Annotated in this window: 19 protein-coding genes and 1 tRNA gene; 11 read left to right on the top strand and 9 right to left on the bottom strand. The window is 68.7% G+C overall.

What is annotated here, in order from left to right; all coding sequences use genetic code 11:
• The 6 genes from U2P90_RS18130 to U2P90_RS18105 all read left to right on the top strand — a co-directional run bounded on the left by U2P90_RS18130 (position 1) and on the right by U2P90_RS18105 (position 5,955).
• Positions 1-471, top strand: coding sequence for a hypothetical protein (locus U2P90_RS18130; protein WP_322473225.1), 471 nt, complete (start codon positions 1-3; stop codon positions 469-471).
• Positions 468-1,220 (top strand): 3-oxoacyl-[acyl-carrier-protein] reductase, encoded by a 753-nt coding sequence (gene fabG / locus U2P90_RS18125; protein ID WP_322473224.1) that lies wholly within the window; start codon positions 468-470, stop codon positions 1,218-1,220. The genes U2P90_RS18130 and fabG overlap by 4 nt, the downstream gene beginning before the upstream one ends.
• Before the next feature lie 139 nt (positions 1,221-1,359).
• Positions 1,360-1,590 carry an acyl carrier protein gene (acpP, locus tag U2P90_RS18120; protein WP_295815253.1) on the top strand — a complete coding sequence of 77 codons (231 nt, stop codon included), beginning with the start codon at positions 1,360-1,362 and terminating at the stop codon, positions 1,588-1,590.
• Positions 1,591-1,691: 101 nt separating this feature from the next.
• Positions 1,692-2,936, top strand: a complete 1,245-nt coding sequence (gene fabF / locus U2P90_RS18115) for a beta-ketoacyl-ACP synthase II (RefSeq protein WP_295815251.1) — start codon at positions 1,692-1,694, stop codon at positions 2,934-2,936.
• A 146-nt stretch (positions 2,937-3,082) separates the two neighbouring features.
• Entirely contained in the window at positions 3,083-5,236 is a 2,154-nt protein-coding gene (gene ppk1, locus U2P90_RS18110) for a polyphosphate kinase 1 (protein ID WP_295815250.1), read from the top strand.
• A gap of 2 nt (positions 5,237-5,238) precedes the next feature.
• Positions 5,239-5,955, top strand: coding sequence for a GNAT family N-acetyltransferase (locus U2P90_RS18105; RefSeq protein ID WP_322473223.1), 717 nt, complete (start codon positions 5,239-5,241; stop codon positions 5,953-5,955).
• 184 nt (positions 5,956-6,139) lie between these two features.
• On the opposite strand, the gene U2P90_RS18100 is transcribed toward U2P90_RS18105, so the two are convergent.
• The 3 genes from U2P90_RS18100 to U2P90_RS18090 form a co-directional block, all read right to left on the bottom strand.
• Positions 6,140-7,114, bottom strand: a complete 975-nt coding sequence (locus U2P90_RS18100; protein WP_322473222.1) for an aldo/keto reductase — start codon at positions 7,112-7,114, stop codon at positions 6,140-6,142.
• A gap of 1 nt (position 7,115) precedes the next feature.
• Positions 7,116-7,973 carry an NAD-dependent epimerase/dehydratase family protein gene (locus tag U2P90_RS18095; protein WP_322473221.1) on the bottom strand — a complete coding sequence of 286 codons (858 nt, stop codon included), beginning with the start codon at positions 7,971-7,973 and terminating at the stop codon, positions 7,116-7,118.
• 140 nt (positions 7,974-8,113) lie between these two features.
• Positions 8,114-9,883: a 30S ribosomal protein S1 gene (locus U2P90_RS18090; RefSeq protein WP_295815244.1), complete on the bottom strand. Its 1,770-nt coding sequence runs from the start codon at positions 9,881-9,883 to the stop codon at positions 8,114-8,116.
• A gap of 276 nt (positions 9,884-10,159) precedes the next feature.
• Between U2P90_RS18090 and U2P90_RS18085 the strand changes: the two genes are divergently transcribed.
• Positions 10,160-10,233, top strand: a tRNA-Gln gene (locus tag U2P90_RS18085).
• Between the two features lie 337 nt (positions 10,234-10,570).
• Here the strand turns inward: U2P90_RS18085 and U2P90_RS18080 are convergent.
• Complete coding sequence (locus U2P90_RS18080; RefSeq protein ID WP_295815243.1) at positions 10,571-11,566, bottom strand: ribose-phosphate diphosphokinase; 996 nt, start codon at positions 11,564-11,566, stop codon at positions 10,571-10,573.
• Between the two features lie 204 nt (positions 11,567-11,770).
• Entirely contained in the window at positions 11,771-12,892 is a 1,122-nt protein-coding gene (dnaJ, locus tag U2P90_RS18075) for a molecular chaperone DnaJ (RefSeq protein WP_322474725.1), read from the bottom strand.
• A 374-nt stretch (positions 12,893-13,266) separates the two neighbouring features.
• Here dnaJ and U2P90_RS18070 point away from each other — a divergent pair, with 374 nt between their 5' ends.
• Positions 13,267-14,289, top strand: coding sequence for a GGDEF domain-containing protein (locus U2P90_RS18070; protein WP_322473220.1), 1,023 nt, complete (start codon positions 13,267-13,269; stop codon positions 14,287-14,289).
• On the opposite strand, the gene trpS is transcribed toward U2P90_RS18070, so the two are convergent.
• Positions 14,268-15,344, bottom strand: coding sequence for a tryptophan--tRNA ligase (gene trpS / locus U2P90_RS18065; RefSeq protein WP_322473219.1), 1,077 nt, complete (start codon positions 15,342-15,344; stop codon positions 14,268-14,270). The two genes, U2P90_RS18070 and trpS, sit on opposite strands and share 22 nt — an antisense overlap.
• A 248-nt stretch (positions 15,345-15,592) precedes the next feature.
• Here trpS and U2P90_RS18060 point away from each other — a divergent pair, with 248 nt between their 5' ends.
• Positions 15,593-15,934, top strand: a complete 342-nt coding sequence (locus U2P90_RS18060) for a hypothetical protein (RefSeq protein ID WP_322473218.1) — start codon at positions 15,593-15,595, stop codon at positions 15,932-15,934.
• A gap of 28 nt (positions 15,935-15,962) precedes the next feature.
• Here U2P90_RS18060 and tdh read toward each other — a convergent pair whose 3' ends face one another.
• A complete protein-coding gene (gene tdh, locus U2P90_RS18055; protein WP_322474724.1) occupies positions 15,963-16,994 on the bottom strand; it encodes an L-threonine 3-dehydrogenase in 1,032 nt (343 codons plus the stop codon).
• Between the two features lie 188 nt (positions 16,995-17,182).
• Here tdh and U2P90_RS18050 point away from each other — a divergent pair, with 188 nt between their 5' ends.
• Positions 17,183-17,320 (top strand): hypothetical protein, encoded by a 138-nt coding sequence (locus tag U2P90_RS18050; protein WP_295815238.1) that lies wholly within the window; start codon positions 17,183-17,185, stop codon positions 17,318-17,320.
• A 19-nt stretch (positions 17,321-17,339) separates the two neighbouring features.
• Positions 17,340-17,768 (top strand): uracil-DNA glycosylase, encoded by a 429-nt coding sequence (locus tag U2P90_RS18045; RefSeq protein ID WP_295815237.1) that lies wholly within the window; start codon positions 17,340-17,342, stop codon positions 17,766-17,768.
• A gap of 13 nt (positions 17,769-17,781) precedes the next feature.
• On the opposite strand, the gene mqnB is transcribed toward U2P90_RS18045, so the two are convergent.
• A complete protein-coding gene (gene mqnB, locus U2P90_RS18040) occupies positions 17,782-18,441 on the bottom strand; it encodes a futalosine hydrolase (RefSeq protein WP_322473217.1) in 660 nt (219 codons plus the stop codon).
• Between the two features lie 2 nt (positions 18,442-18,443).
• Positions 18,444-20,102 (bottom strand): maltose alpha-D-glucosyltransferase, encoded by a 1,659-nt coding sequence (gene treS / locus U2P90_RS18035; RefSeq protein ID WP_322473216.1) that lies wholly within the window; start codon positions 20,100-20,102, stop codon positions 18,444-18,446.
• Between the last annotated feature and the right edge of the window lie 8 nt (positions 20,103-20,110).

The following is a 20,110-nucleotide window of genomic DNA, read 5'->3' as shown; positions in this document are numbered from 1 at the left end:
ATGAAGCCAGTGCTGCCTGCGGTGATTCTGCTCGCCCTGCTGAGTGCGTGCCGGGGAGACCCGGTGCCGCCGGACACGCGCGAGGCGGTCGCGTTCGCCACGGATCCCCGGATCCTGCGGGGGGTGTGGACGGCTCAGCTCGCCCTGGGCGCCGGTGACCCCACGTCCCTGACGCTCGATCTGACCGCGACGTACCACAGCGAGTCGTCCTATACCGTCGCCGGCCGCAGCACCCTGGCCGGCCAGACCTCCGCCGTCGAGGGGTTCGTGAACGGCTCGTACCAGCACCGGTACCTCCAGGCCCAGCTCTCACCAGTTCCGGCCGGGCTGTGGCTGCGGTTTCCGGACTCGCCGAACGTCACCATCACCTGCCCGGCCGTGCGACAGACCGGCAGCGACGTCCGCTGGACGTGCCGGTATCTTCAGGGCATGGCCGCCACCGACTTCACCCTGACCAGAGGAACTCCATGACTGAGACCCCCACCCGCAGAGTCGCCCTGGTGACCGGCAGCAGCCGGGGCCTGGGCCGTGCCATGGCCCTTCACCTCGCCCGCGCCGGCTTCGATGTCGCCGTCCACTACGGCCGCAATGCCGAGGAGGCCGCGAAGGTCGCCGCCGAGATCCAGGCCCTGGGCGTGAGCGCCGGGGTGTTCGGGGCCGACCTGAGCACGCCCGCCAACGCCGGCACACTCGTCGAGGACGTGATCAAGTCCATGGGCCGCCTGGACGTGCTGGTCAACAACGCCGGGATCACCCGCGACGGGCTGGCGATCCGCATGAAGGACGAGGACTGGGACACCGTGCTCCAGACCAACCTGTCGAGCGCCTTCACCGCGTCCCGCGCCGCCATCAAGCACATGATGCGGGCCCGGACGGGCCGGATCATCAACATCACCAGCGTGGTGGGCCGCAGTGGCAATCCGGGGCAGGCCAACTACGTGGCGAGCAAGGCCGGGCTGATCGGCCTGACCAAGGCGCTCGCCAAGGAGTACGGCGGCCGGGGCATCACCGTGAACGCCGTCGCGCCGGGCTTCATCCAGAGCGACATGACGGCCGAGCTCGGGGACGACGTGCAGAAGGGCTACCTGGCCAGCATCCCGCTGGGCCGCTTCGGGCAGCCCGACGAGGTGGCCGCCGTGGTCGCCTTCCTGGCGTCCGACGCCGCCGGCTACGTGACCGGGCAGACCATCGGCGTGGACGGCGGCCTGTACCCGGGCTGACACTGGACGGTGGGGGAGAGGATGACACCACCTCGTGTGCCTGCCCTCCTGCCCGCCTTTGCACCCCGTTCAGAACCGGTGACTGTGGCGCTGCACACGTGTAGACTGGCGCAGACTTAAGGACAGGAGGTAAGAAACAATGGCGACTTTTGATGATGTGAAGGACGTGATCGTCGAGAAACTCGGCGTGGACGCAGACAAGGTGGTGCCCGAGGCCCGCTTCGTGGAGGATCTGGGCGCCGACAGCCTGGAGACCGTCGAGCTGATCATGGGTCTGGAAGACAAGTTCGGCGTGACCATCAGCGACGAGGATGCCGAGGGCATCCGCACCGTGCAGGCCGCCGTCGACTACATCGAGAACAAGCAGTAAACGCGCATTCCACGCGAAGCACGCGTGGAGGTGGACGGTCGGGGCGGAGGCGCGGTGTATACCGCACTCCGCCCTGATCCGCACAGGACAGGAGGGACGGCGTGAGCGTGACGGGATTAAAGCGGGTGGTGATCACGGGTCTGGGGCCGGTGACGCCCATCGGGATCGGGGCCGCCGCCTTTGCCGAGGCGCAGCGGGCCGGGAAGAGCGGGGTCGTGGCCATCACGCGCTTCGACGCGACGGACACGGCCAGCAAGATCGCCGGCGAGGTGCAGGGCAGCCTGGACGCGTGGCTCGATCCGCGTGAGGCCCGCAAGCTCGACCGCTACGTGCAGCTGGCCCTGGTCGGCGCGGAACTGGCCGTGCGGGACAGCGGCCTGACCGAGGATGAGCTGCGCGGCGAGCGCACCGGCACGGTGATCGGCAGCGGCATCGGCGGCATGAAGACCTTCGAGGATCAGGCGCGGGTGAACGTTGAGCGCGGCCCCGGACGGATCAGCCCGATGTTCATTCCCATGCAGATCGCCAACATGGGCGCGGGGCACGTCGCCATGCGCTTCGGCGCGACCGGCCCGAGCAGCACGGTGGTCACCGCCTGCGCGACCGGCACCGGCGCGATCGGGGACGCGGCGCGCTGGATCCAGCTGGGTCTGGCCGACGTCATGATCGCCGGCGGGGCCGAGGCCAGCATCACGCAGATGGCGGTGGGCGGCTTCTCGAACATGAAGGCCCTGTCGACCCGCAACGACGAGCCCGAGAAGGCCAGCCGGCCCTTCTCTGCCACCCGCGACGGCTTCGTGCTCGGCGAGGGCGCGGGCGTGCTGATCCTGGAGGAGTACGAGCACGCCGTGAAGCGCGGCGCGAGGATCTACGCCGAGATCGTCGGCTACGGCACCAGCGCCGACGCGCACCACATCACCATGCCGGCCCCCGAGGGGCGTGGGGCCCAGGTCGCCATGCGCATGGCGCTGGCGACCGGCGGCGCGAACCCCGAGCAGGTGGGGTACATCAACGCGCACGGCACCAGCACGTACTACAACGACCTGCACGAGACGCAGGGCATCAAGCACGTGTTCGGCGATCACGCGACCGCCCTGGCCATCAGCTCGACCAAGAGCATGACCGGACACCTGCTGGGCGCCGCCGGCGCCATCGAGGCCATCGCGGTCGCGCAGGCGCTGGCCGACGGGATCCTGCCGCCGACCATCAACCTGACCGATCCCGACCCGGAACTGGGGCTGGACTACATCCCGGAGGGGGCGCGGGAGAAGCAGGTCGAGTACGCCCTGTCGAACTCCTTCGCCTTCGGCGGCCAGAACGCCGCGCTGCTGTTCAAGCGGGTCTGAGGTGTGGTGGGCGGCGGGGCCAGGGTGCGACCAGGGCACCGGGCCCCGCCGCCCGCGTGTAGGCCCTGGTTTAATGGGGACAGATCGACTGGACGTGTCGCCGCTGACCGTCTCCTGACCCCCCGCTGCTCTTCTTCCAAGGAGTCATGACTGTGCCCCGCCAGACCACCGTTGCCCCCACCACCACAGACGAGTCCGCTCCGAAGTCACGCCGGAAGGGGCGCCGGGCCACGCGGGGTGTCCAGGCGGCGAGAACGGTGGGGAGCACGCACAGCACCGTCGCCAATCCGGGCAGCCGCTATCTGAACCGCGAGCTGTCGTGGCTCGCCTTCAACGAGCGGGTGCTGGCCGAGGCCCGTGATCCCCGGAACCCGCCGCTGGAACGTCTGAAGTATGCGGCGATCTGCGGCAGCAACCTCGACGAGTTCTTCATGGTGCGCGTGGCCGGCGTGCACCGCCAGCTCGCAGCCGGGGTCAGCACCCCGGGCCCGGACGGCCTGAGCCCCCGCGAGACGCTGGATCTGGTGCGCCACCGCACCCACGACATGCTGCGTGAGATCGAGAAGGCCGCCCGCAAGACCCTGAAGGAACTGGCCGCCGATGGCGTGAGACTCATGCGCGTGCAGGATCTGGGCAAGCGGGCCCGCGCGGCGCTGCGCGAGCAGTACCTGTCGCAGATCCAGCCCGTGTTGACTCCGCTGATCGTCGATCCCAGTCATCCCTTCCCGTACCTGAGCAACCTGAGCCTGAACCTGGCGGTGCTGCTCGACGCCGGCGAGGACGAACCGGACTTCGCCCGCGTGAAGGTGCCGGTGGGCGTGCTGCCGCGCATCGTGGTGGTCGGGGACGCCCTGCTGCTGTTGGAAGACGTGATCGCCACGCACATCGGCGACCTGTTCAAGGGCCGCCGCGTGCTCGCCGCGCACGTGTTCCGCGTGACCCGCAACACCGACTACGAGTTCGAGGAGGAGGAGGCCGAGGACCTCCTCGCCACCATCGAGGACGGCCTGCGCCGCCGCCGCTTCGGGGCGGCGGTGCGGCTGGAGGTGGTGCAGGGCACGTCGCCCGCGATCGTGACCTTCCTGCAGGAGCGCCTGCACCTGGCCCCCGACGACATCTTCCTGCTGGACGGCCCGCTGGGCACCGCCGACCTGATGGGCCTGCCCGTGAACCGGCCGGAGCTGGGCTACCCGCCCTACGTGCCGGCCGTGCCGGATCTCGACCAGGACGAGGAGGGCGGGATCTTCACCACCCTGCGCCGGGGGGACGTGCTGCTGCACCATCCCTACGACGGGTTCACCAACGTCCTGAACTTCCTGGAGGAGTCGGCCCGCGATCCGCAGGTGCTGGCGATCAAGCAGACGCTGTACCGCACCGGCGACGACCCCCGGCTCCTGGGTGCCCTGCGCGAGGCGGCCGAGAACGGCAAGCAGGTCGTGGCCATGATCGAGCTCAAGGCCCGCTTCGACGAGCAGCGCAACATCAGCTGGGCGCGCAAGCTGGAACATGCCGGGGCGCATGTCGTGTACGGCATGGCGGGCCTCAAGACCCACGCCAAGGTCGCGCTGGTCGTGCGGCGCGAGGAGGGTGGCCTGCGGCGCTACATGCACATCGGCTCCGGCAACTACAACCCCAAGACCGCGCGGCTGTACACGGACTTCAGTCTGCTGTCGGCCGACCCGGAACTGGGCGCGGACATTGCCGAGCTGTTCAACCACCTGACCGGCTACGCCGAGGCCGAGTATGCGCATCTGCTGGTCGCGCCGGATACCGCCCGCGCCGGCTTCGAGGCCCTGCTGGAGCGCGAGGCGCAGCACGCGGCGGCCGGACACGACGCCTGGGCCCGCGTGAAGGTCAACCAGCTGACGGATCCGGCCATGATCGAGGCGCTGTACCGCGCGTCGGAGGCCGGGGTGCGTGTGGAACTGATCATCCGGGGCGTGTGCTGCCTGCGCCCCGGCCTGGAAGGGCTGTCCGCCAACATCCGAGTGCGCAGCCTGCTGGGGCGCTACCTGGAGCATGCCCGGATGTACGCGTTCGGCAACGCCGGCCAGCCGCAGGTGTACTTCGGCAGCGCCGACTGGATGAGCCGTAACCTCGACCGCCGCGTCGAAGTGATCGCGCCGGTGCTCGACGACACCCACCGCGACGCGCTGCTGCGCGTGCTGGACACCGAGTGGTCGGATCAGCGCGGCTCGTGGGAACTGTGCACCGGCGGCGAGTACGAGAAGCTGGCGGGCGAGTTCAGCGCCCAGCAGGCCTTCGCGCACGCCCGGCACCCCGAACTGCCGGAGACCTGAGGATGGCCGTCCCCCTCACCCTGCGGCGCGTGACCGATCCGGATGACCCTGCCATCGCCGCGTTCGGGGTCTTGCAGAACCGCACCTACTTCGAGCCGGACATGCTCATTCCGGCCACGTATATCGCCCGCCTGCTGGAGTGGCAGAGCCCGGAGCGCGTGAACCTGCTGCTCGTCGCGGAGCAGGCCGGAGAGGTCGTGGGCGGCACGGTCTTCCACGCCTTCCCGCAGGTCGGCACCGGCTTCTCCAGCTACATGGCGACCGCGCCGGAGGTGCGCGGGCAGGGCGTGGCCCGGCTCCTGCACAACCGGAGGATGGAGGAGCTGGACGCGGCGGTGGGTGGTCGCGTGGCGGGCGTGTTCATCGACGTGGTCTCCCCCCAGCGCCTGAGCGAAGATGAACTGGAAGAGGAGCGCTCGGTCGGCTCCGATCCGGCCCGTCGCCGCGCCGTGTTCGCGCACCTGGGCTTCCAGCAGGTCGATGTGTCCTACCAGCAGCCGGCGGGTGGCGAGAACGGCGGCCCCGTGACCAACATGGATCTGCTGTACTGCCCGCGCGAGGCCGCCGACACCGTCCCGGCCGCCCTGGTGCTCGGCACCATGCAGGCCTACTGGCAGGCCTGGCTGGGCGAGAAGCGCACGCAGACAGCGCTGGCCGCCCTCGACGCCCAGGCGCAGGCCGACGGGACGTTCCGGCTGATCGATCCGACGGGTTCGTGAGTGGGCTTCTTGGAGGTGATGCGGCGGGCGAACCCCTCTGCTTCGCAGCTGTGCCAGCCAGTCGCCTTCGGCGCCAGCTCCCCCTGAGAGGGGCCGGCGAGCACATCCTTGCCTCCCCTTGAGGGGAGGTGCCCCGCAGGGGCGGAGGGGTTTAACCGCCGAGTGCCGCCCCTCCACCCTCTCTTCAACTCAGCGTATTCGCCCGCGTGACATACGGCTCTTCCAGCCTCCGTGCCTCGTCGTCGCCCAGCGCCAGATCCACGGCCGCCACAGCCTGCTCCAGATGGTGCAGCTTCGTCGCGCCGATGATCGGGGCGGTCACGCCCGGCTGCCGCAGCACCCACGCGAGCGCCACCTGCGAGGCCGTCACGCCCTTCTCGCGCGCCAGTGCCTCCACCCGGCCCACGATCTCCAGATCGGTGTCGCTGCCGAACAGGTTGCGGCTCATCACGTCGCTCTCGCCGCGCGTGGTCTGTCCCGCGCTGCCCCTGCGGTTCCCGGCCAGGAAGCCGCGGGCCAGCGGACTCCACGGCAGGAAGCCGATGCCCTCCTCTCGGCACAGGGGCAGCATCTCGCGCTCCTCCTCGCGGTACAGAAGGCTGTACTGATCCTGTACGCTCACGAACCGCGACCAGCCCCGCAGGTCGGCGAGGTACTGGGCCCGGGCCACCTGGTACGCGAAGTGGTTCGACACCCCGATGTACCGCACCATGCCCAGCCGAACGAGGTCGTGCAGCGCCCCCAGCGTTTCGTCCATGGGGGTGTCGGGATCGCGGCCGTGGATCTGGTACAGATCGATGTAGTCGGTGCCCAGCCGCTTCAGGCTGGCGTGCGCGCCGTCCATGATGTGCTTGCGCGACAGCCCGCGCTGGTTCACACCGTCGCCCATGGGGGCATGCACCTTGGTCGCCAGGACGATCTCATCGCGCCTGGCCAGGTCGCGCAGGGCCTGGCCGGTGATCTCCTCGCTGCGGCCGACCGAGTACATGTCGGCCGTATCGAAGAAATTGATGCCGAGGCTCAGCGCCTGCTCGAAGAAGGGCCGCGCGTGCTCCTCGGGCAGCACCCAGTCGCGCCACGCGGGATCGCCGTACGACATGCAGCCCAGCGCGATCCGCGAGACCTTCACGCCGCTTCTGCCCAGGGTCACATACTGCATGTCAGTGCCTCCGCCAGCTGTGCGTGGGCGTGAAGCCCAGCACCGACTTCGCCTTGCTGATGTCGTAGAAGGACTGCGTGCCCGGCACGTCCTGCGTGTACGGTACGCCGGGGAAGACCTCGGCCAGCAGGTCGCGGCTGGGACGGTGCATCACGCTGTCCTCGTTGGCGATGATGAACGCCTCCATGCCCGTGATCCTCGACTCCACGCCCAGGCGTACGGCCTGCACGGCGTCGCGCACGTCGATGTATGTCCACAGGTTCCACCTCCGGAGCTGCGCATCGTCCTGCCAGCCCTCCAGGCCGTCATAATCGCCGGCGTCCGGATCGAGGATGTTCGAGAAGCGCAGGCAGATCAGTTTCATGGCCGGGTGCTCGCGGGCGTACTGTTCGGCCAGCACCTCGCCCAGCAGCTTGGAATGCGCATACGAGACCCGGCTCTCGCGCACGTCCTCGGTGATGGGCACGTGGGCGGGCGGGCCGTCGAAGGGATAACCCAGCAGCGTCTCGCTGGAGGCCCACACGACATTCCCGATCCCCAGGCGCACGCAGGCCTCGAAGATGTTGTACGTGCTGACGATGTTCTCCGCGAAGGTCACGTGATCCGGGCGCTGGGTGGGCCCAGGGATGGCCGCCAGATGCACCACGGCGTCGATGGTGCCCCGCCGGTACTGCTGGTCGATGCCGGAGAGGGCGCCCATGACCTCGCCAAAATCGGTCAGGTCGACCCGGGTGAACGGCCCCTGTGCGTCTTTCGGGGGCGCGCTGTCCAGGTTCAGCACCCAGTGTCCGTGGGCCTGCAGTTCGCGGATCGCGGCCCGCCCGAGCTTGCCGCTGCCGCCGGTGACGATGATGTTCATGGATTCCTCCTGGAAACGGGTCGCAAGGACAGACTCGATCGAGCCCCCCGACTGTACTGCCCTGTCTGTGGTTCCCGGCCCAACATCAAGAAACTCCCCGGACGCACGCGGCGTCCGGGGAGTTTCAGGACAGTCCTGGCTTACGCCTGGGTATCTTCGGTCTTGGTGTCAGCGGTGCTGTCGGTGCTGGTATCCGCAGCGGTGTCGGCCGTGTCGGCCTTCTTGTCGCCGCCCAGACCGAACTGCGCGAACAGGTCGGCGTACACGTCGCCCAGCTTGGTGCTGATCTTGCCACCCTGCTGCGCGTCCTTGGCGTTGTACGCGTAGTCCGCGTCGCGGCCACGGCCACGGCCGCCACCACCGGGGCGCGAGCCGCCGCCTGCGCTGTAGCGGTCGCTGCGGGCACCGCCGCCCTGCGAGACGTAGTCGCGGCTGCCGCCACCCGCGCCACCCTGCGTGGGGGCCGGGCCACCGCCCAGGAAGCGGCGGCGGCTGAGGCTCGCGCGCTGCTCCACGGGATCGATGTTCAGGATCATGGCCTCGATCTCGTCGCCCTTCTTGAACAGGTCGGCGGGGTTGTTCACGCGGTTCAGGTCGAGTTCGCTGATGTGGATCAGGCCCTCGATGCCTTCCTCGATCTCCATGAACACGCCGAAGTCCGTCATGCCGGTGATCTTGCCCTTGACGGGCGTGCCGGGCGGGTACCGGTCAGGCAGCGCGCTCCAGGGATCGTCCGTGGTCTGACGGATACCCAGGGAAATCCGGCGCTCCTTGGGGTCGATCCGCAGGATGACGGCCTCAACCTCGTCGCCTTCCTTCATGACCTCGTTGGGATGACGGACGCGCTTGGTCCAGCTCATCTCGCTGACGTGCACGAGGCCTTCCAGACCGGATTCCAGTTCCACGAACGCACCGAAGTTGGTGAGGTTCGTGACCTTGCCCGTGACCTTCTGACCGATGTGGTAGCGCTCGGTGGCACCTTCCCAGGGATCCTGGGTCAGGGCCTTCATGCTCAGGTTGATGCGCTCGCGGCCCTCGTCGACGTCGATGACCTGCACCTGCACCTTGTCGCCGACCTTGACCACGTCGCGGGGGTGGTTGAAACGGCCGTAGGTCAGCTCGCTGCGGTGAACGAGGCCGTCGATGCCGCCCAGGTTCACGAACACGCCGAAGTCCGTGATCTCCACGACCTCACCCTCGAACTGCGCGCCGGGGGTGAGCTGGTGCACGGTCGCTTCACGGGCCTTGGCCTTCTCGGCCTCCATGATCGCGCGGTGCGAGATGATCACGCGGTTGCGCTTGCGGTTCAGCTCGATGAGCTTGACCTGCAGCGGCTTGCCCACGTAGGGGTCGAGGTCGTTCACGCGGCGGGTGTCCACCTGGGACGCCGGCAGGAACGCACGGATGCCCTCGACCTGGGCGACCAGACCGCCGCGCACCTTCTCGAGCACCTCGACCTCGAAGGCCTCGTCGGCCTCCTGCATCTTCTCGAGCACACGCCAGCCCTTGTCCTGATCGGCCCGCTTCTTGCTGAGCACGATCTGGCTGTTGGGGAGGTCGACGCGCACGACGTACGCCTCGATCTGCTCACCCTGCTTGTACATCTCCTGCGCCTGCTCGAGCGTGACACTCTCCTCGCCGAGCTGGTTGAGGGGAATGATGCCCTCGACCTTCGCGCCGATGTCGACAGCGATGCCTTCCTGGCCGATGAACACGATGGTGCCGTCCACGATGTCACCGCGCGTGACGCTCTGGGGCTCCTGCGCCTCACTGGCGAGGATGTCCTCCATGGTCATGGCGGGGTACTCGCGCTCCTCCACGGGGGTAGGAACGGGAGCAGCGGTGGGTGCGGTGCCCGTCGCGGGCTGAGTCCCGCCGTTCTCGGCGGGGGTCTGGGTGTTGTCTTCCATGAACTCTTGTCCTCCTGGGCACGCCGCCATCCGGCTGCGGACCCTGCCTGAATACCTGCCCGCGCGAGCCTTGGGACTCGACAACGGCGCGGCAACACCTCAGTGTACCAGACGGCGGGGCCCCTCACAAGCGCGATCTGTACGCAGTGCAGCGTGATTCTGACGCGGTTCTTGCTGGCCCGGTGATCTGGACGCCCCCCATGGGCGCCTTGACGCGTTGCTGGACACCCGATATACTCTCCGTCGCTCAGGTCAGTGCGACCAGGGCACACGTGATGGGGCATCGTCCAATGGCAGGACACCAGTCTCTGACACTGTCGATCTAGGTTCGAGTCCTAGTGCCCCAGCCACCACGAAGGCCCCCGCTGCAAGGCGGGGGTCTTGCTTGTCCACCTGTTGGGGGGATGTTCCTGCGGCGTTCCAGGGGCCACCGACACCCTGCGGGGCTGGAGCATGATCCCCACCGACCGGATCGGCCGGGGAACCCGCACACGGCGACGGTTCCCCCGCCGGCCGCCACCCCGAGCAGGGCCGACACGTCGTGATGGAGGACGGCGATCCGCTCGGGGCCGACCGGTTCGCCGTCTGGCAGCCCCGGCCCCCCTGACGCGGCGGGACACACCCAGGAACTCCTGCTCCATGTGCAGCGGGGCCATGGAGCGGGCCGTGAGGCCTGAGCCGCGGGTGTCAGGTGAACAGGGTGGACACGCTCGCGCCGGTATGGATGTTCGAGATCGCGTTGGCGAACAGCGGCGCGACGTCCAGCACGGCCAGCTTGCCATTCGAGGCGGCCATCTTCTCCTGAGACACCAGCACGGTGTTGCAGCTCGCCACCTGCGTGACGTCCAGACTGGCGATGCGCTGGATGGCCGGGCCGGAGTACACGCCGTGCGTGACGGCCACGTACACGTCCTTGGCCCCCAGGCTGCGGGCGATGTTCACCGTCTCGACCAGCGACCCGGCGGTGCTGATCTCGTCGTCCACGATGAAGACCGTGCGGCCCTCGACATCCCCGATCAGGGCGCGCGGGCGCACCTCTGTGTCCGACAGCCGCTCCTTGTCGATCATGGCGAGGCCCGAGTCCAGGCGGCGGGCAATCTGGCTGGCCCGCTTGATGCTCCCGGCGTCCGGGGCGAGCACCACGCCGTTGTGGGCGTCGGGCACGCAGGACTTGAAGTGCTGCGTGAGCACCAGATCGGCCGAGAGGTGATCGACCGGCACCTTGAAGAACCCGTGAACCTGTGGGCTGTGCAGCGTCATGGTCAGGATCCGGTCGGCTCCGGCCTCCTGCAGCAGATCCGCCACGAGCCGCCCCGCGATCGAGATGCGGGGCGAGTCTTTCTTGTCGCTGCGGGCGTACGAGTAATACGGGATCACGGCCGTGACCCGGCCGGCGCTCGCGCTCTTGGCCGCGTCGATCATGAGCATCAGTTCCATGATCGAGTCGCTGACCGGGTTGCTGAAGGTCTGCACGATGAAGATGTCGCCCTCGCGCAGGGACTCCTCGTAGTGGACGATCAGGTTGTCGTTGGTGAACTTCTCGGTCTTGCTGTGGCCCAGCGGAATACCCAGGTTGTCGCAGATGGCCTGGGCCAGCGGGCGGTTGCTCTGCCCGGCGAACACCAGCAGCGGCGAGCGGCGGCTCTCGAGGATGGTGGACGGAGCACGGTGAGGGACGGACACAGGCGAGGCCTCCAGGCGGGGGTGGGGGTGGTGGGGCGAGAACCGAATCGTGAGCAGCATACCCGTCAGCGCGTGAGAGGATCGTCCCGTCACGGCGTGCCCGGATGGGGGACAGGCACAGCGCGTCCCACCGGGCACCACAGGTGGCGTCCACCCCGTGCCGGAGGCTGATCGGCACGGGGTGGACGCTGGCGCCGTGCTCGCTCAGTCGCCCCGGAAGATCTTCCCCACCTTCCCGAGGAAGCCCTCGTGCTTCTCGTTCACCTCGTCGCCGACGGCGCGGGCATACGCCAGCAGCGCCTCGCGGGCCTCGGGGGTCAGCTGGGCCGGCTTGGGCACCACGACGTCATACTCGACGATCAGGTCGCCGTTGCCGCGCCCCTGGAGCCGGGGCATGCCCTTCTCGTGCAGGCGGTGGAGTTCGCCGTGCTGCGTGCCGGCCTTGACCTCCACGCTCACCGGGCCGTCCAGGGTCGGCACCTCGATCTTCCCGCCCAGGGCCGCCTTGGCAAAGCCGATCTTTGCGGGAAAGATCAGGTGCTCGGCCTCGCGGCGCAGCTGCGGATGCTTCTCCATCTCGATGTGCACGTACAGGTCGCCGCTGCCACCCGGCCCCTCGTTGCCCATGCCCGCCACACGGATGCGGTAACCCTCGTCAATCCCACGCGGGAGCTTGACCTTGACCGGTTCGGCCTTGAGCGTGCGGCCCCGGCCCTTGCAGACCGTGCAGGGATCCTGGATCAGCTGGCCCTCGCCCCGGCAGGTCGGGCACGGCTGCTGGGTCTCGACCACGCCGAAGATTGTGCGGGCCTGGGCCCGTACCGCGCCGGCGCCGCCACAGGTCGTACAGGTCTTGGGCGGCTGGCCGCCAGGCTCGGTGCGGCTGCCGTGGCAGTGGTCGCATGCGGTCAGGCGGTCGACCTGCACCTCGATCTCCTCACCGGCGCGGGCCTGGGCCAGGGTCACGAAGGCCTCAGTCTCGAGATCATCGCCGCGGGCCGGGCCACGCCGCCCACGCCCACCCATGGCCCCGCCGAAGAGCTGCTCGAAGATGTCCATGGGATCGAAGCCCGCGCCGCCCATGCCGCCGAAGGGGTCGCCGCCGGGCATGCCTGCACTGGGCGCACTGCCGAAGCGGTCGAAGTGGGCGCGTTTCTCGGGATCACTGAGCACCGCGTAGGCCTCGTTGATCTGCGTGAACTTCTCGGCTGCGCCGGGTTCCTTGTTGCGATCGGGGTGGAATTTCAGGGCGAGTTTGCGGTAAGCACTCTTGATCTCGTCGGCGCTCGCGCTCTTGGCCACGCCCAGCAGTTCGTAGTAGTCCATGTCGTGTTCGTCGCCGGGCACCCTTGGCCGGGGTGGCAGGTGCCGGGCCTCCGCCGCACAGGTTAACACGACCACACTCAGGAAAAGTGGGCGTGTCTGGGGAAGTCCACCCCCCCCTCCTCCCCGGTTCGCCACCGTTCACGCGGGTGCGCTCAAGAGGGATGTCAGAGGGCGGGTGACAGCATGACCCATCTGGCGAGCACGCCAGAACCCCAGGAGCACGCCGGTATCCCTTGTCCCAGTCCGTCCACCACGTCCGTCCCACGCCTCCGCGATCCGGCCCGCCCGTGCCCCGGCCGGTCTGGCAGCAGCTGCTGAGGCGGTGGGCAGGCCTGTTGGCCCTGCCGGCTCCGGACAGCCCGGACGTCCGTCGTGTGAAACTCGTCGGCTATGCCTTCGCGGCGCTGGCCGCCACGCCGGGACTGCTGCTGCTGCTGCGTGAACTGGTCATGCACCGGGCGTGGCTCCAGGTCGGCACGCACGGCGTGGTCCTGCTGGGTGCGGCGCTGCTGCTCGTGTGGGGCTGGAGACAGCCCCGGCGGATCCCGCAGGCCGAACGGATCTTCGCCGGGCTGCTCGTCGTGAGCGCGGTGAGTTTTCTCCAGATGTATGCCGCGCACCCGGAGCAGATCGTGGGCCGTGACCTGCTGGGGAGCGTGCTGCTGTTCATCGTGACGGGCCTGCTGCTGATCCTGCCGTCGCGGCTGTCCATTCCGCTGTCGCTGCTGCTGCTCGGCGCGTACCGCCTGGAGGTCAACCTGCTGAGCGGGATCGACCGTGACCGCCTGCTGGTGTCGCAGTGGGTGAACACCGGGATGTTCGCCCTGCTGGTGGTGGGCGTGGTCATGCGCCAGACCCTGGCTGGCCTGACTGAGCGGCTGCACGTCCTCGAGGAACTGTCGAACCGCGATCCGCTGACCGGCCTGTTCAACCGGCGGGGGTTCGAGGCGCAGGCCCGGCTCCAGCGCACCGGCGACACGGCGGGCACGCTGCTGGTGCTGGACATTGACCACTTCAAGGTCGTGAACGACACGCACGGTCACGCCGAGGGCGACCGGATCCTGACCGAACTGGGCACCCAGTTGCTCCGCGTGATCCCGCCGGGCACTCTGACCGCCCGCTGGGGCGGCGAGGAATTCGTGGTGTACCTGCACGGGCACGACGTGCTGAATGCGGCGGCCGTGGCCGACACCGTCCGTGCCGCGGCGCAGCACACCCTGTTCGGCCACGTGGCCATCACCGTGAGTATCGGCGTGGCGTCCTGGCCCACCGACGACACCCTGCATCACGCCTTCCTGCACGCTGACGAGGCCCTGTACACCGCCAAGCGGGAGGGGCGCAACCGCGTGTGGGTCGCCGGTCAGACCGCGCCGGTTCAGTCGGGCTCTGCGGGATAGCTGGGAGCCCATCCCCGGGGGCCGTTCCCTGCAGCCTCCAGCGAGGTCAGGTTCATCGCGCCCCGCACCGCGTGCATGGTCTGGGCCACCACCTCCTGCCCCCGCTGCGTGCCGGCCCGCAGGATCGCCCACACCGATGCGGGATCGGCGGCGGACTCCGCCCGCCGCTCGCGGATCGGGGCGAGCACGTCTTCCAGCACGTCCACCAGATGACGTTTCACGGTCATGTCGCCCAGGCCGCCGCGCGTGTAGTGGTCTTTCAGGGCCTGCACGCCCGCTCCGTCCGGGTCGAAGGCGTCCAGATACGCGAAGACCGGGTTGCCCTTGACCGTGCCGGGATCGGCGGCCCGCACGTGCAGGGGGTCGGTGTACATGCCCATGACCTTGCGCCGCACCTCGTCGGCGCCGTCCGACAGGAAGATGGCATTGCCCAGCGACTTGCTCATCTTGGCGCGGCCGTCCAGTCCGGGCAGGCGCGGCACGCGGCCCACCACAGCCTGCGGCTCGACCAGAATCGGGGCGTAGAGGTGGCCGAAGCGGCGCACGATCTCTCGCGTCTGCTCGATCATGGGTAACTGGTCATCCCCGACCGGAACGAGGGTGGCTCCGAAGGCCGTGATGTCCGCCGCCTGGGACACCGGATACACGAAGAAACCGGCCGGGACGGCCTCGCCGTAGCCCTTCTGCACGATCTCGGTCTTGACTGTGGGGTTCTGCCGCAGGTGCGACACCGTCACGAGGTTCAGGAAATACACGGTCAGCTCGGCCAGTTCAGGCACCTGGGACTGGAGCACGAAGCTCACGTGGGCCGGGTCGAGGCCCACCGCGAGGTAGTCCAGCATGACCTCCAGCACGTTGTCCCGGACTTTCTTCGGCTGCTCGAAGTGGTCGGTCAGCGCCTGTACGTCCGCGATCAGCACGAAGGTCTCGTACTCGCGTTGCAGGGCAACGCGGATGCGGAGCGAACCCGCGTAGTGGCCGATGTGGAGCGGCGCGGTCGGGCGGTCGCCGGTCAGGAGGCGCGGGCGGGGGGCGGGGACATCGGCAGTCGTCATGGTGGCCTCCGGAACAGGAAAGACCGCGCCTGGATGCTCTCCGGGCGCGGTCTGGGCGGAAGTCGTGGATCAGAATTCAGCGCACAGGACAGGGGCTCCCGGACGGGCCGGGCCACCACTGGGTCTGTGCAGTGAAGGTCATGGCGTCATCGTAGGGGAGGGGATGAGCGGGGGGACGCGCCAGGTGGCTTATGTCAGGAGCCGGGGATGACGTATCGCGTTCCCGCTGCTTCAGGTACGGTCGATCCGTGACCCACCTCCACTGGTTCCAGCAGGACGACGACTGGCTGTGCCGCCTGTCGCACACGCATACCCTGACGCTTCACGGCCTCGGCCTGTACCTGAGCCCGGTCACGCCGGACGACGCGCTGTTCACGGATCACGGCGACGGCTGGTTCGAGATCGGTCTCGACTTCAGCCGCGACCCGACGGATCGTGGAATCCATCTGGATGCGGAGGCTTTCCTGTTGGGCGACCTGGCGTCCGGCCAGTCCGTCCGTCTCGCGCTGGGGGAGCGGGGGAACCCTCCACTCCTTCATGACGAGTGGACTGTGCCGCCCTTTCCCCCGGCACTCCTGGGCGAGGCCTGAGCACCGGCTCAGCGCCGGTCGCGGCGCCTCACTCCTCCCAGTTCAGGATGACCTTGCCGCTCTGGCCGCCCAGCATGTCGTCGAAGCCCTTCTGGAAGTCCGTAATGCCGTAGTGGTGCGTGATGACGGGGCGCAGGTCGAGACCCGACTGGATCAGGGCGGCCATCTTGTACCACGTCTCGAACATCTCGCGGCCGTAGATCCCCTTGATCGTCAGCATCTTGAAGATCACAGCGTTCCAGTCGATGTCCACGCGGCCGGCGGGGATGCCCAGCAGCGCGACCTTGCCGCCGTTGTTCATCACCGACACCATCTGCGCGAAGGCCTGGCCGTTCCCGCTCATCTCCAGGCCCACGTCGAAGCCCTCGTGCATGCCGAGTTCCTGGGTGGCCACCGTCCACAGGTCTTCACGGGCCACGTTCACTGCCCGCGTGACGCCCATCGTGCGGGCCAGCTCCAGGCGGTAGTCGTTCACGTCCGTGATGACCACGTTCCGTGCCCCGACATGCTTCGCGACAGCGGCAGCCATCACGCCGATCGGGCCGGCCCCGGTGATCAGTACGTCCTCGCCCACCAGATCGAAGGTCAGGGCAGTGTGCACGGCGTTGCCAAACGGATCGAAGATCGCGGCGATGTCGTCCGGGATGTCGTCCGGGAGCTTGAAGGCGTTGAACGCCGGGAGCACCAGATACTCGGCGAAGCTGCCGGGACGGTTCACGCCGACCCCCAGGGTGTTGCGGCACAGGTGGCGGCGGCCCGCGCGGCAGTTGCGGCAGTGCCCGCAGGTGACGTGGCCCTCGCCGCTCACGCGGTCACCGATCTCGAAGCCGCGCACCTCGGAGCCCATGCCGGCGACCACGCCCACGTACTCGTGCCCGACGACCATCGGCACGGGAATGGTCTTCTGGGCCCAGCTGTCCCAGGAGTAGATATGGACGTCCGTGCCGCAGATGCTGCTCCGGCGGACGCGGATCAGCAGATCGTTCGGGCCGGGGGTGGGCACCGGGACGTCCACCATCCAGATGCCCGGCTCGGGGTGAAGTTTGCTCAGGGCACGCATGGTCTGGGGCAGCTCGGCAGCAGTCACACGGGCGTTCTACCGCCCCGGTGCCGGCAGTCGCAACGGGCGCGCTCCGCAGGGCCGGACGCAGACGGCAGGACGTGCGGCGTGTCGGCCGTGCGGAATGTGGGAAGTGTCATAAGCCCACCCTCGTCCGGCCCCCACCGGGGGCGGGGTACGCTGGGCGCATGATCAAGTACCGCCGCCAGAACGCCCTGGAGCCCGAGAAGGACGCCGAGATCACCGTGAACGTGATTCCCTTCCTGTTCTTTCTGGTGGGATTTCTCGGGGTGCGGGCGATGATCCGCACCGTGCGCTCGCACTGAGGAGCGGTAGGCTGTAGCCATGACCGCCCCGACCCCCCAGCCCGAGCAGTTCCGCAGTGCGGGCAGCAACCGCTACGTCATCCCCGGCTGGACGAACCTCGTGCCCGGCACCCCCGATACCATCGAGATCCAGCTGGACGTGGCCGCGTCTGACCTGAACCGCGCCCAGGCGAGCCTGCTGATCGAGTACTGGGCCACGCCCGAGGACATGACCCTCCAGAGCCTGCTGCCGGTGCGGGCCATTCCCACCGTGCCCGAGGGCTGGTGCGTGTTCGTGCCGGCCCAGGGCCGCGTGATGGTGCGGGCCATCGACCCGCAGCCCAACCCGCCGGTGCTGGCGAGCCACTGGATCAACGTCGATCCCGCCACCCCTGCCGGCACGACCGTGCACGTGAAGGTGGACTTTCCTGGCCCCGTGAACCAGGCGCGGAACCTGCTGAACCCCTGATCCAGGGCCGCACCTACGTGGCCGCCAGTTCCTCCAGCACGGCCTGCACGCCGCGCCGTGTGGCCGCCAGCGCCTCCCCGAGGCGCCACGCGCTGCGGTCGCGGGGGCCGACGGGATTGCTCACGCCGCGCACCTCGACCACGGGCACCCCGGCGACGAGCGCGGCGTGGGCCACTCCTGCTCCCTCCATGCCTTCGGTCAGGGCACCGGGATGCCGGGCGGTCAGGGCCGCTGCCTGGAGGGCCGAGCCGGTCACGCTGCTCAGGGTGAGCAGGGGGCCAAAGGGAGCGTCAGCGCGTCTGGCCGCCTCCTCTGCACCGTCCCAGACTGCAAACCGGATGCCCTGCTGACCATCGGATCGCACCGACAGTCCCAGAGCGTCCAGCTCCAGCCACATGTCGCCGTCCCATGCTCCCAGGTCGGCGTGGATGATCTCGCTGGACACGGCCAGGTCGCCGGGGTTCAGCCCGCTGCCCGGATACGCCCCGCCGATCCCGGCGCTGATCACCAGACCGGCCGGCTGTTCCAGCAGCGCCCGCTGGGTCGCCAGCGCCGCCGCCACCGGCCCGACGCCGGACACGACCACCCGTGCGGTCAGGTCAGTCAGCCGCGTGGCCTCGCCCGCCGTGGCGACGACGATCAGGGCAGCGTCTGGCAGGGTATCGCCGGTCACGCTCAGTTCAGCCGCAGCCAGTAGTAGTCGTACTTGCCGAGGATCATCGGGTAGGGTTCCTCGCCCACCACCGGGAAGGGGCTGGCCCCGGCGAGCGTGACCGGCACACGGCCCGCGTAGGCGCCCAGTTCCAGATGCACGGCCTGCGCGTTGCCGGCGAAGTTGCTCACGATCAGCAGCTTCTCATCGGGTGTGGTGCGCGTGAAGGCCAGGATCGCCGGGTTATCCGTATCGATGAATTCCAGCTCGCCCACCGCGAAGCCGGGGTGACGGCGGCGCAGTTCGAGCTGGCGCGACATCCACTTGAGCAGGCTGCTGGGATCCTGTTCCTGGCTCTGCACGTTCACGCGGCCGTAGCCGTACACCGTGTCCCCGATGGGCGGGAAGAAGCAGTCCGAGGGCGCGGCCGTCGAGAAGCCGCCGCTTGTGCCGGCGTTCCACTGCATGGGCGTGCGCACGCCGTTGCGGTCGGCCAGACCCAGGTCGTCGCCCATGCCGATCTCGTCGCCGTAGTACAGGATCGGGCTGCCGGGCAGGGCCAGCAGGACGGTGTTCAGCAGCTCGATCCGGCGGCGGTCGTTGTCGAGCAGCGGGGCCAGCCGGCGGCGGATGCCCACGTTGATCTTCATGCGGGTATCGGGCGCGTAGGCGGCGTACATGAAGGCGCGCTCGTCGTCCGTGACCATCTCGAGCGTCAGTTCGTCGTGGTTCCGCAGGAAGGTCGCCCACTGCCCGAATGCGGGGATCGCCGGCAGGCGGCCCATGATCTCGCGGATGCTGGTCGTGTCCTCCTTTTTCAGGCTCATGTACAGCCGGGGCATGACCGGGAAGTTGAAGCACATGTGGAACTCGGGTTCCTCGTCGGTGCCGAAGTACTCGACGACCTCCTCCGGCCACTGGTTGGCCTCGGCCAGCAGCAGGCGGCCGGGGTATTCCTCGTCCACCATGCGGCGCATCCTCTTCAGGATGTCGTGGGTCTCGGTCAGGTTCTCGCAGTTGGTGCCCTCGCGCTCGATCAGGTAGGGCACGGCGTCGACCCGGAAGCCGTCCAGGCCCAGATCGAGCCAGAACCGTGCGGCCGACAGCAGTTCCTCCACGACCCTCGGGTTGTCGTAGTTCAGATCCGGCTGGCTGCCGAAGAAGCGGTGCCAGTAGTATTTGCCGGCCTGCTCGTCCATCGTCCAGTTGCTCGTCTCGGTGTCGGTGAAGATGATGCGCGCTCCGGCGTACTCGGTGCCGGTCTCGCTCCACACGTAGTAGTCGTGGTACTCGTTGGGACTGCCATCGGGCAGCACGGCCCCGCGCCGCGCCGCCTGGAACCACGGATGGTCGCTGGACGTGTGGTTGGTCACGAGGTCGCCCACGACCCTCAGCCCGCGTGCATGCGCTTCGCGCAGGAACACCTTGAAGTCGTCCAGGGTGCCGAGATCCGGGTGAATGTTCACGTAGTCGGCCACGTCGTAGCCGTCGTCGCGCAGTGGGCTGGGAAAGAAGGGCAGCAGCCACAGGCAGTCCACGCCCAGCGACTTGAGGTAGTCCAGCCGGCCGGTTAGGCCCGGAAAGTCGCCCTTGCCGTCGCCGTTCCCGTCGGCGAAGGTGCGAACCGAGAGTTCGTAGAAGACGGCGCTCTTGTACCATTCCGGCGCGGCAGCAGAAGTCATGACCGGAG

Source organism: Deinococcus sp. AB2017081 (genome assembly GCF_034440735.1).
GTDB classification, from domain to species: domain Bacteria; phylum Deinococcota; class Deinococci; order Deinococcales; family Deinococcaceae; genus Deinococcus; species Deinococcus rufus.
Note: the sequence above shows the minus strand (reverse complement) of the source record. Positions and strands in the feature narration are given on the sequence as shown.

Excerpts from the sequence above, each read along its gene's own strand:
- U2P90_RS18090 (WP_295815244.1), bottom strand. The coding sequence starts at position 9,883 with ATGGAAGACAACACCCAGACCCCCGCCGAGAACGGCGGGACTCAGCCC.
- U2P90_RS18050 (WP_295815238.1), top strand. The coding sequence starts at position 17,183 with ATGATCAAGTACCGCCGCCAGAACGCCCTGGAGCCCGAGAAGGACGCC.
- trpS (WP_322473219.1), bottom strand. The coding sequence starts at position 15,344 with ATGACGACTGCCGATGTCCCCGCCCCCCGCCCGCGCCTCCTGACCGGC.
- ppk1 (WP_295815250.1), top strand. The coding sequence starts at position 3,083 with ATGACTGTGCCCCGCCAGACCACCGTTGCCCCCACCACCACAGACGAG.
- U2P90_RS18105 (WP_322473223.1), top strand. The coding sequence starts at position 5,239 with ATGGCCGTCCCCCTCACCCTGCGGCGCGTGACCGATCCGGATGACCCT.
- U2P90_RS18045 (WP_295815237.1), top strand. The coding sequence starts at position 17,340 with ATGACCGCCCCGACCCCCCAGCCCGAGCAGTTCCGCAGTGCGGGCAGC.
- U2P90_RS18130 (WP_322473225.1), top strand. The coding sequence starts at position 1 with ATGAAGCCAGTGCTGCCTGCGGTGATTCTGCTCGCCCTGCTGAGTGCG.
- fabG (WP_322473224.1), top strand. The coding sequence starts at position 468 with ATGACTGAGACCCCCACCCGCAGAGTCGCCCTGGTGACCGGCAGCAGC.
- dnaJ (WP_322474725.1), bottom strand. The coding sequence starts at position 12,892 with ATGGACTACTACGAACTGCTGGGCGTGGCCAAGAGCGCGAGCGCCGAC.
- treS (WP_322473216.1), bottom strand. The coding sequence starts at position 20,102 with ATGACTTCTGCTGCCGCGCCGGAATGGTACAAGAGCGCCGTCTTCTAC.
- U2P90_RS18095 (WP_322473221.1), bottom strand. The coding sequence starts at position 7,973 with ATGAACATCATCGTCACCGGCGGCAGCGGCAAGCTCGGGCGGGCCGCG.
- acpP (WP_295815253.1), top strand. The coding sequence starts at position 1,360 with ATGGCGACTTTTGATGATGTGAAGGACGTGATCGTCGAGAAACTCGGC.
- U2P90_RS18100 (WP_322473222.1), bottom strand. The coding sequence starts at position 7,114 with ATGCAGTATGTGACCCTGGGCAGAAGCGGCGTGAAGGTCTCGCGGATC.
- tdh (WP_322474724.1), bottom strand. The coding sequence starts at position 16,994 with ATGCGTGCCCTGAGCAAACTTCACCCCGAGCCGGGCATCTGGATGGTG.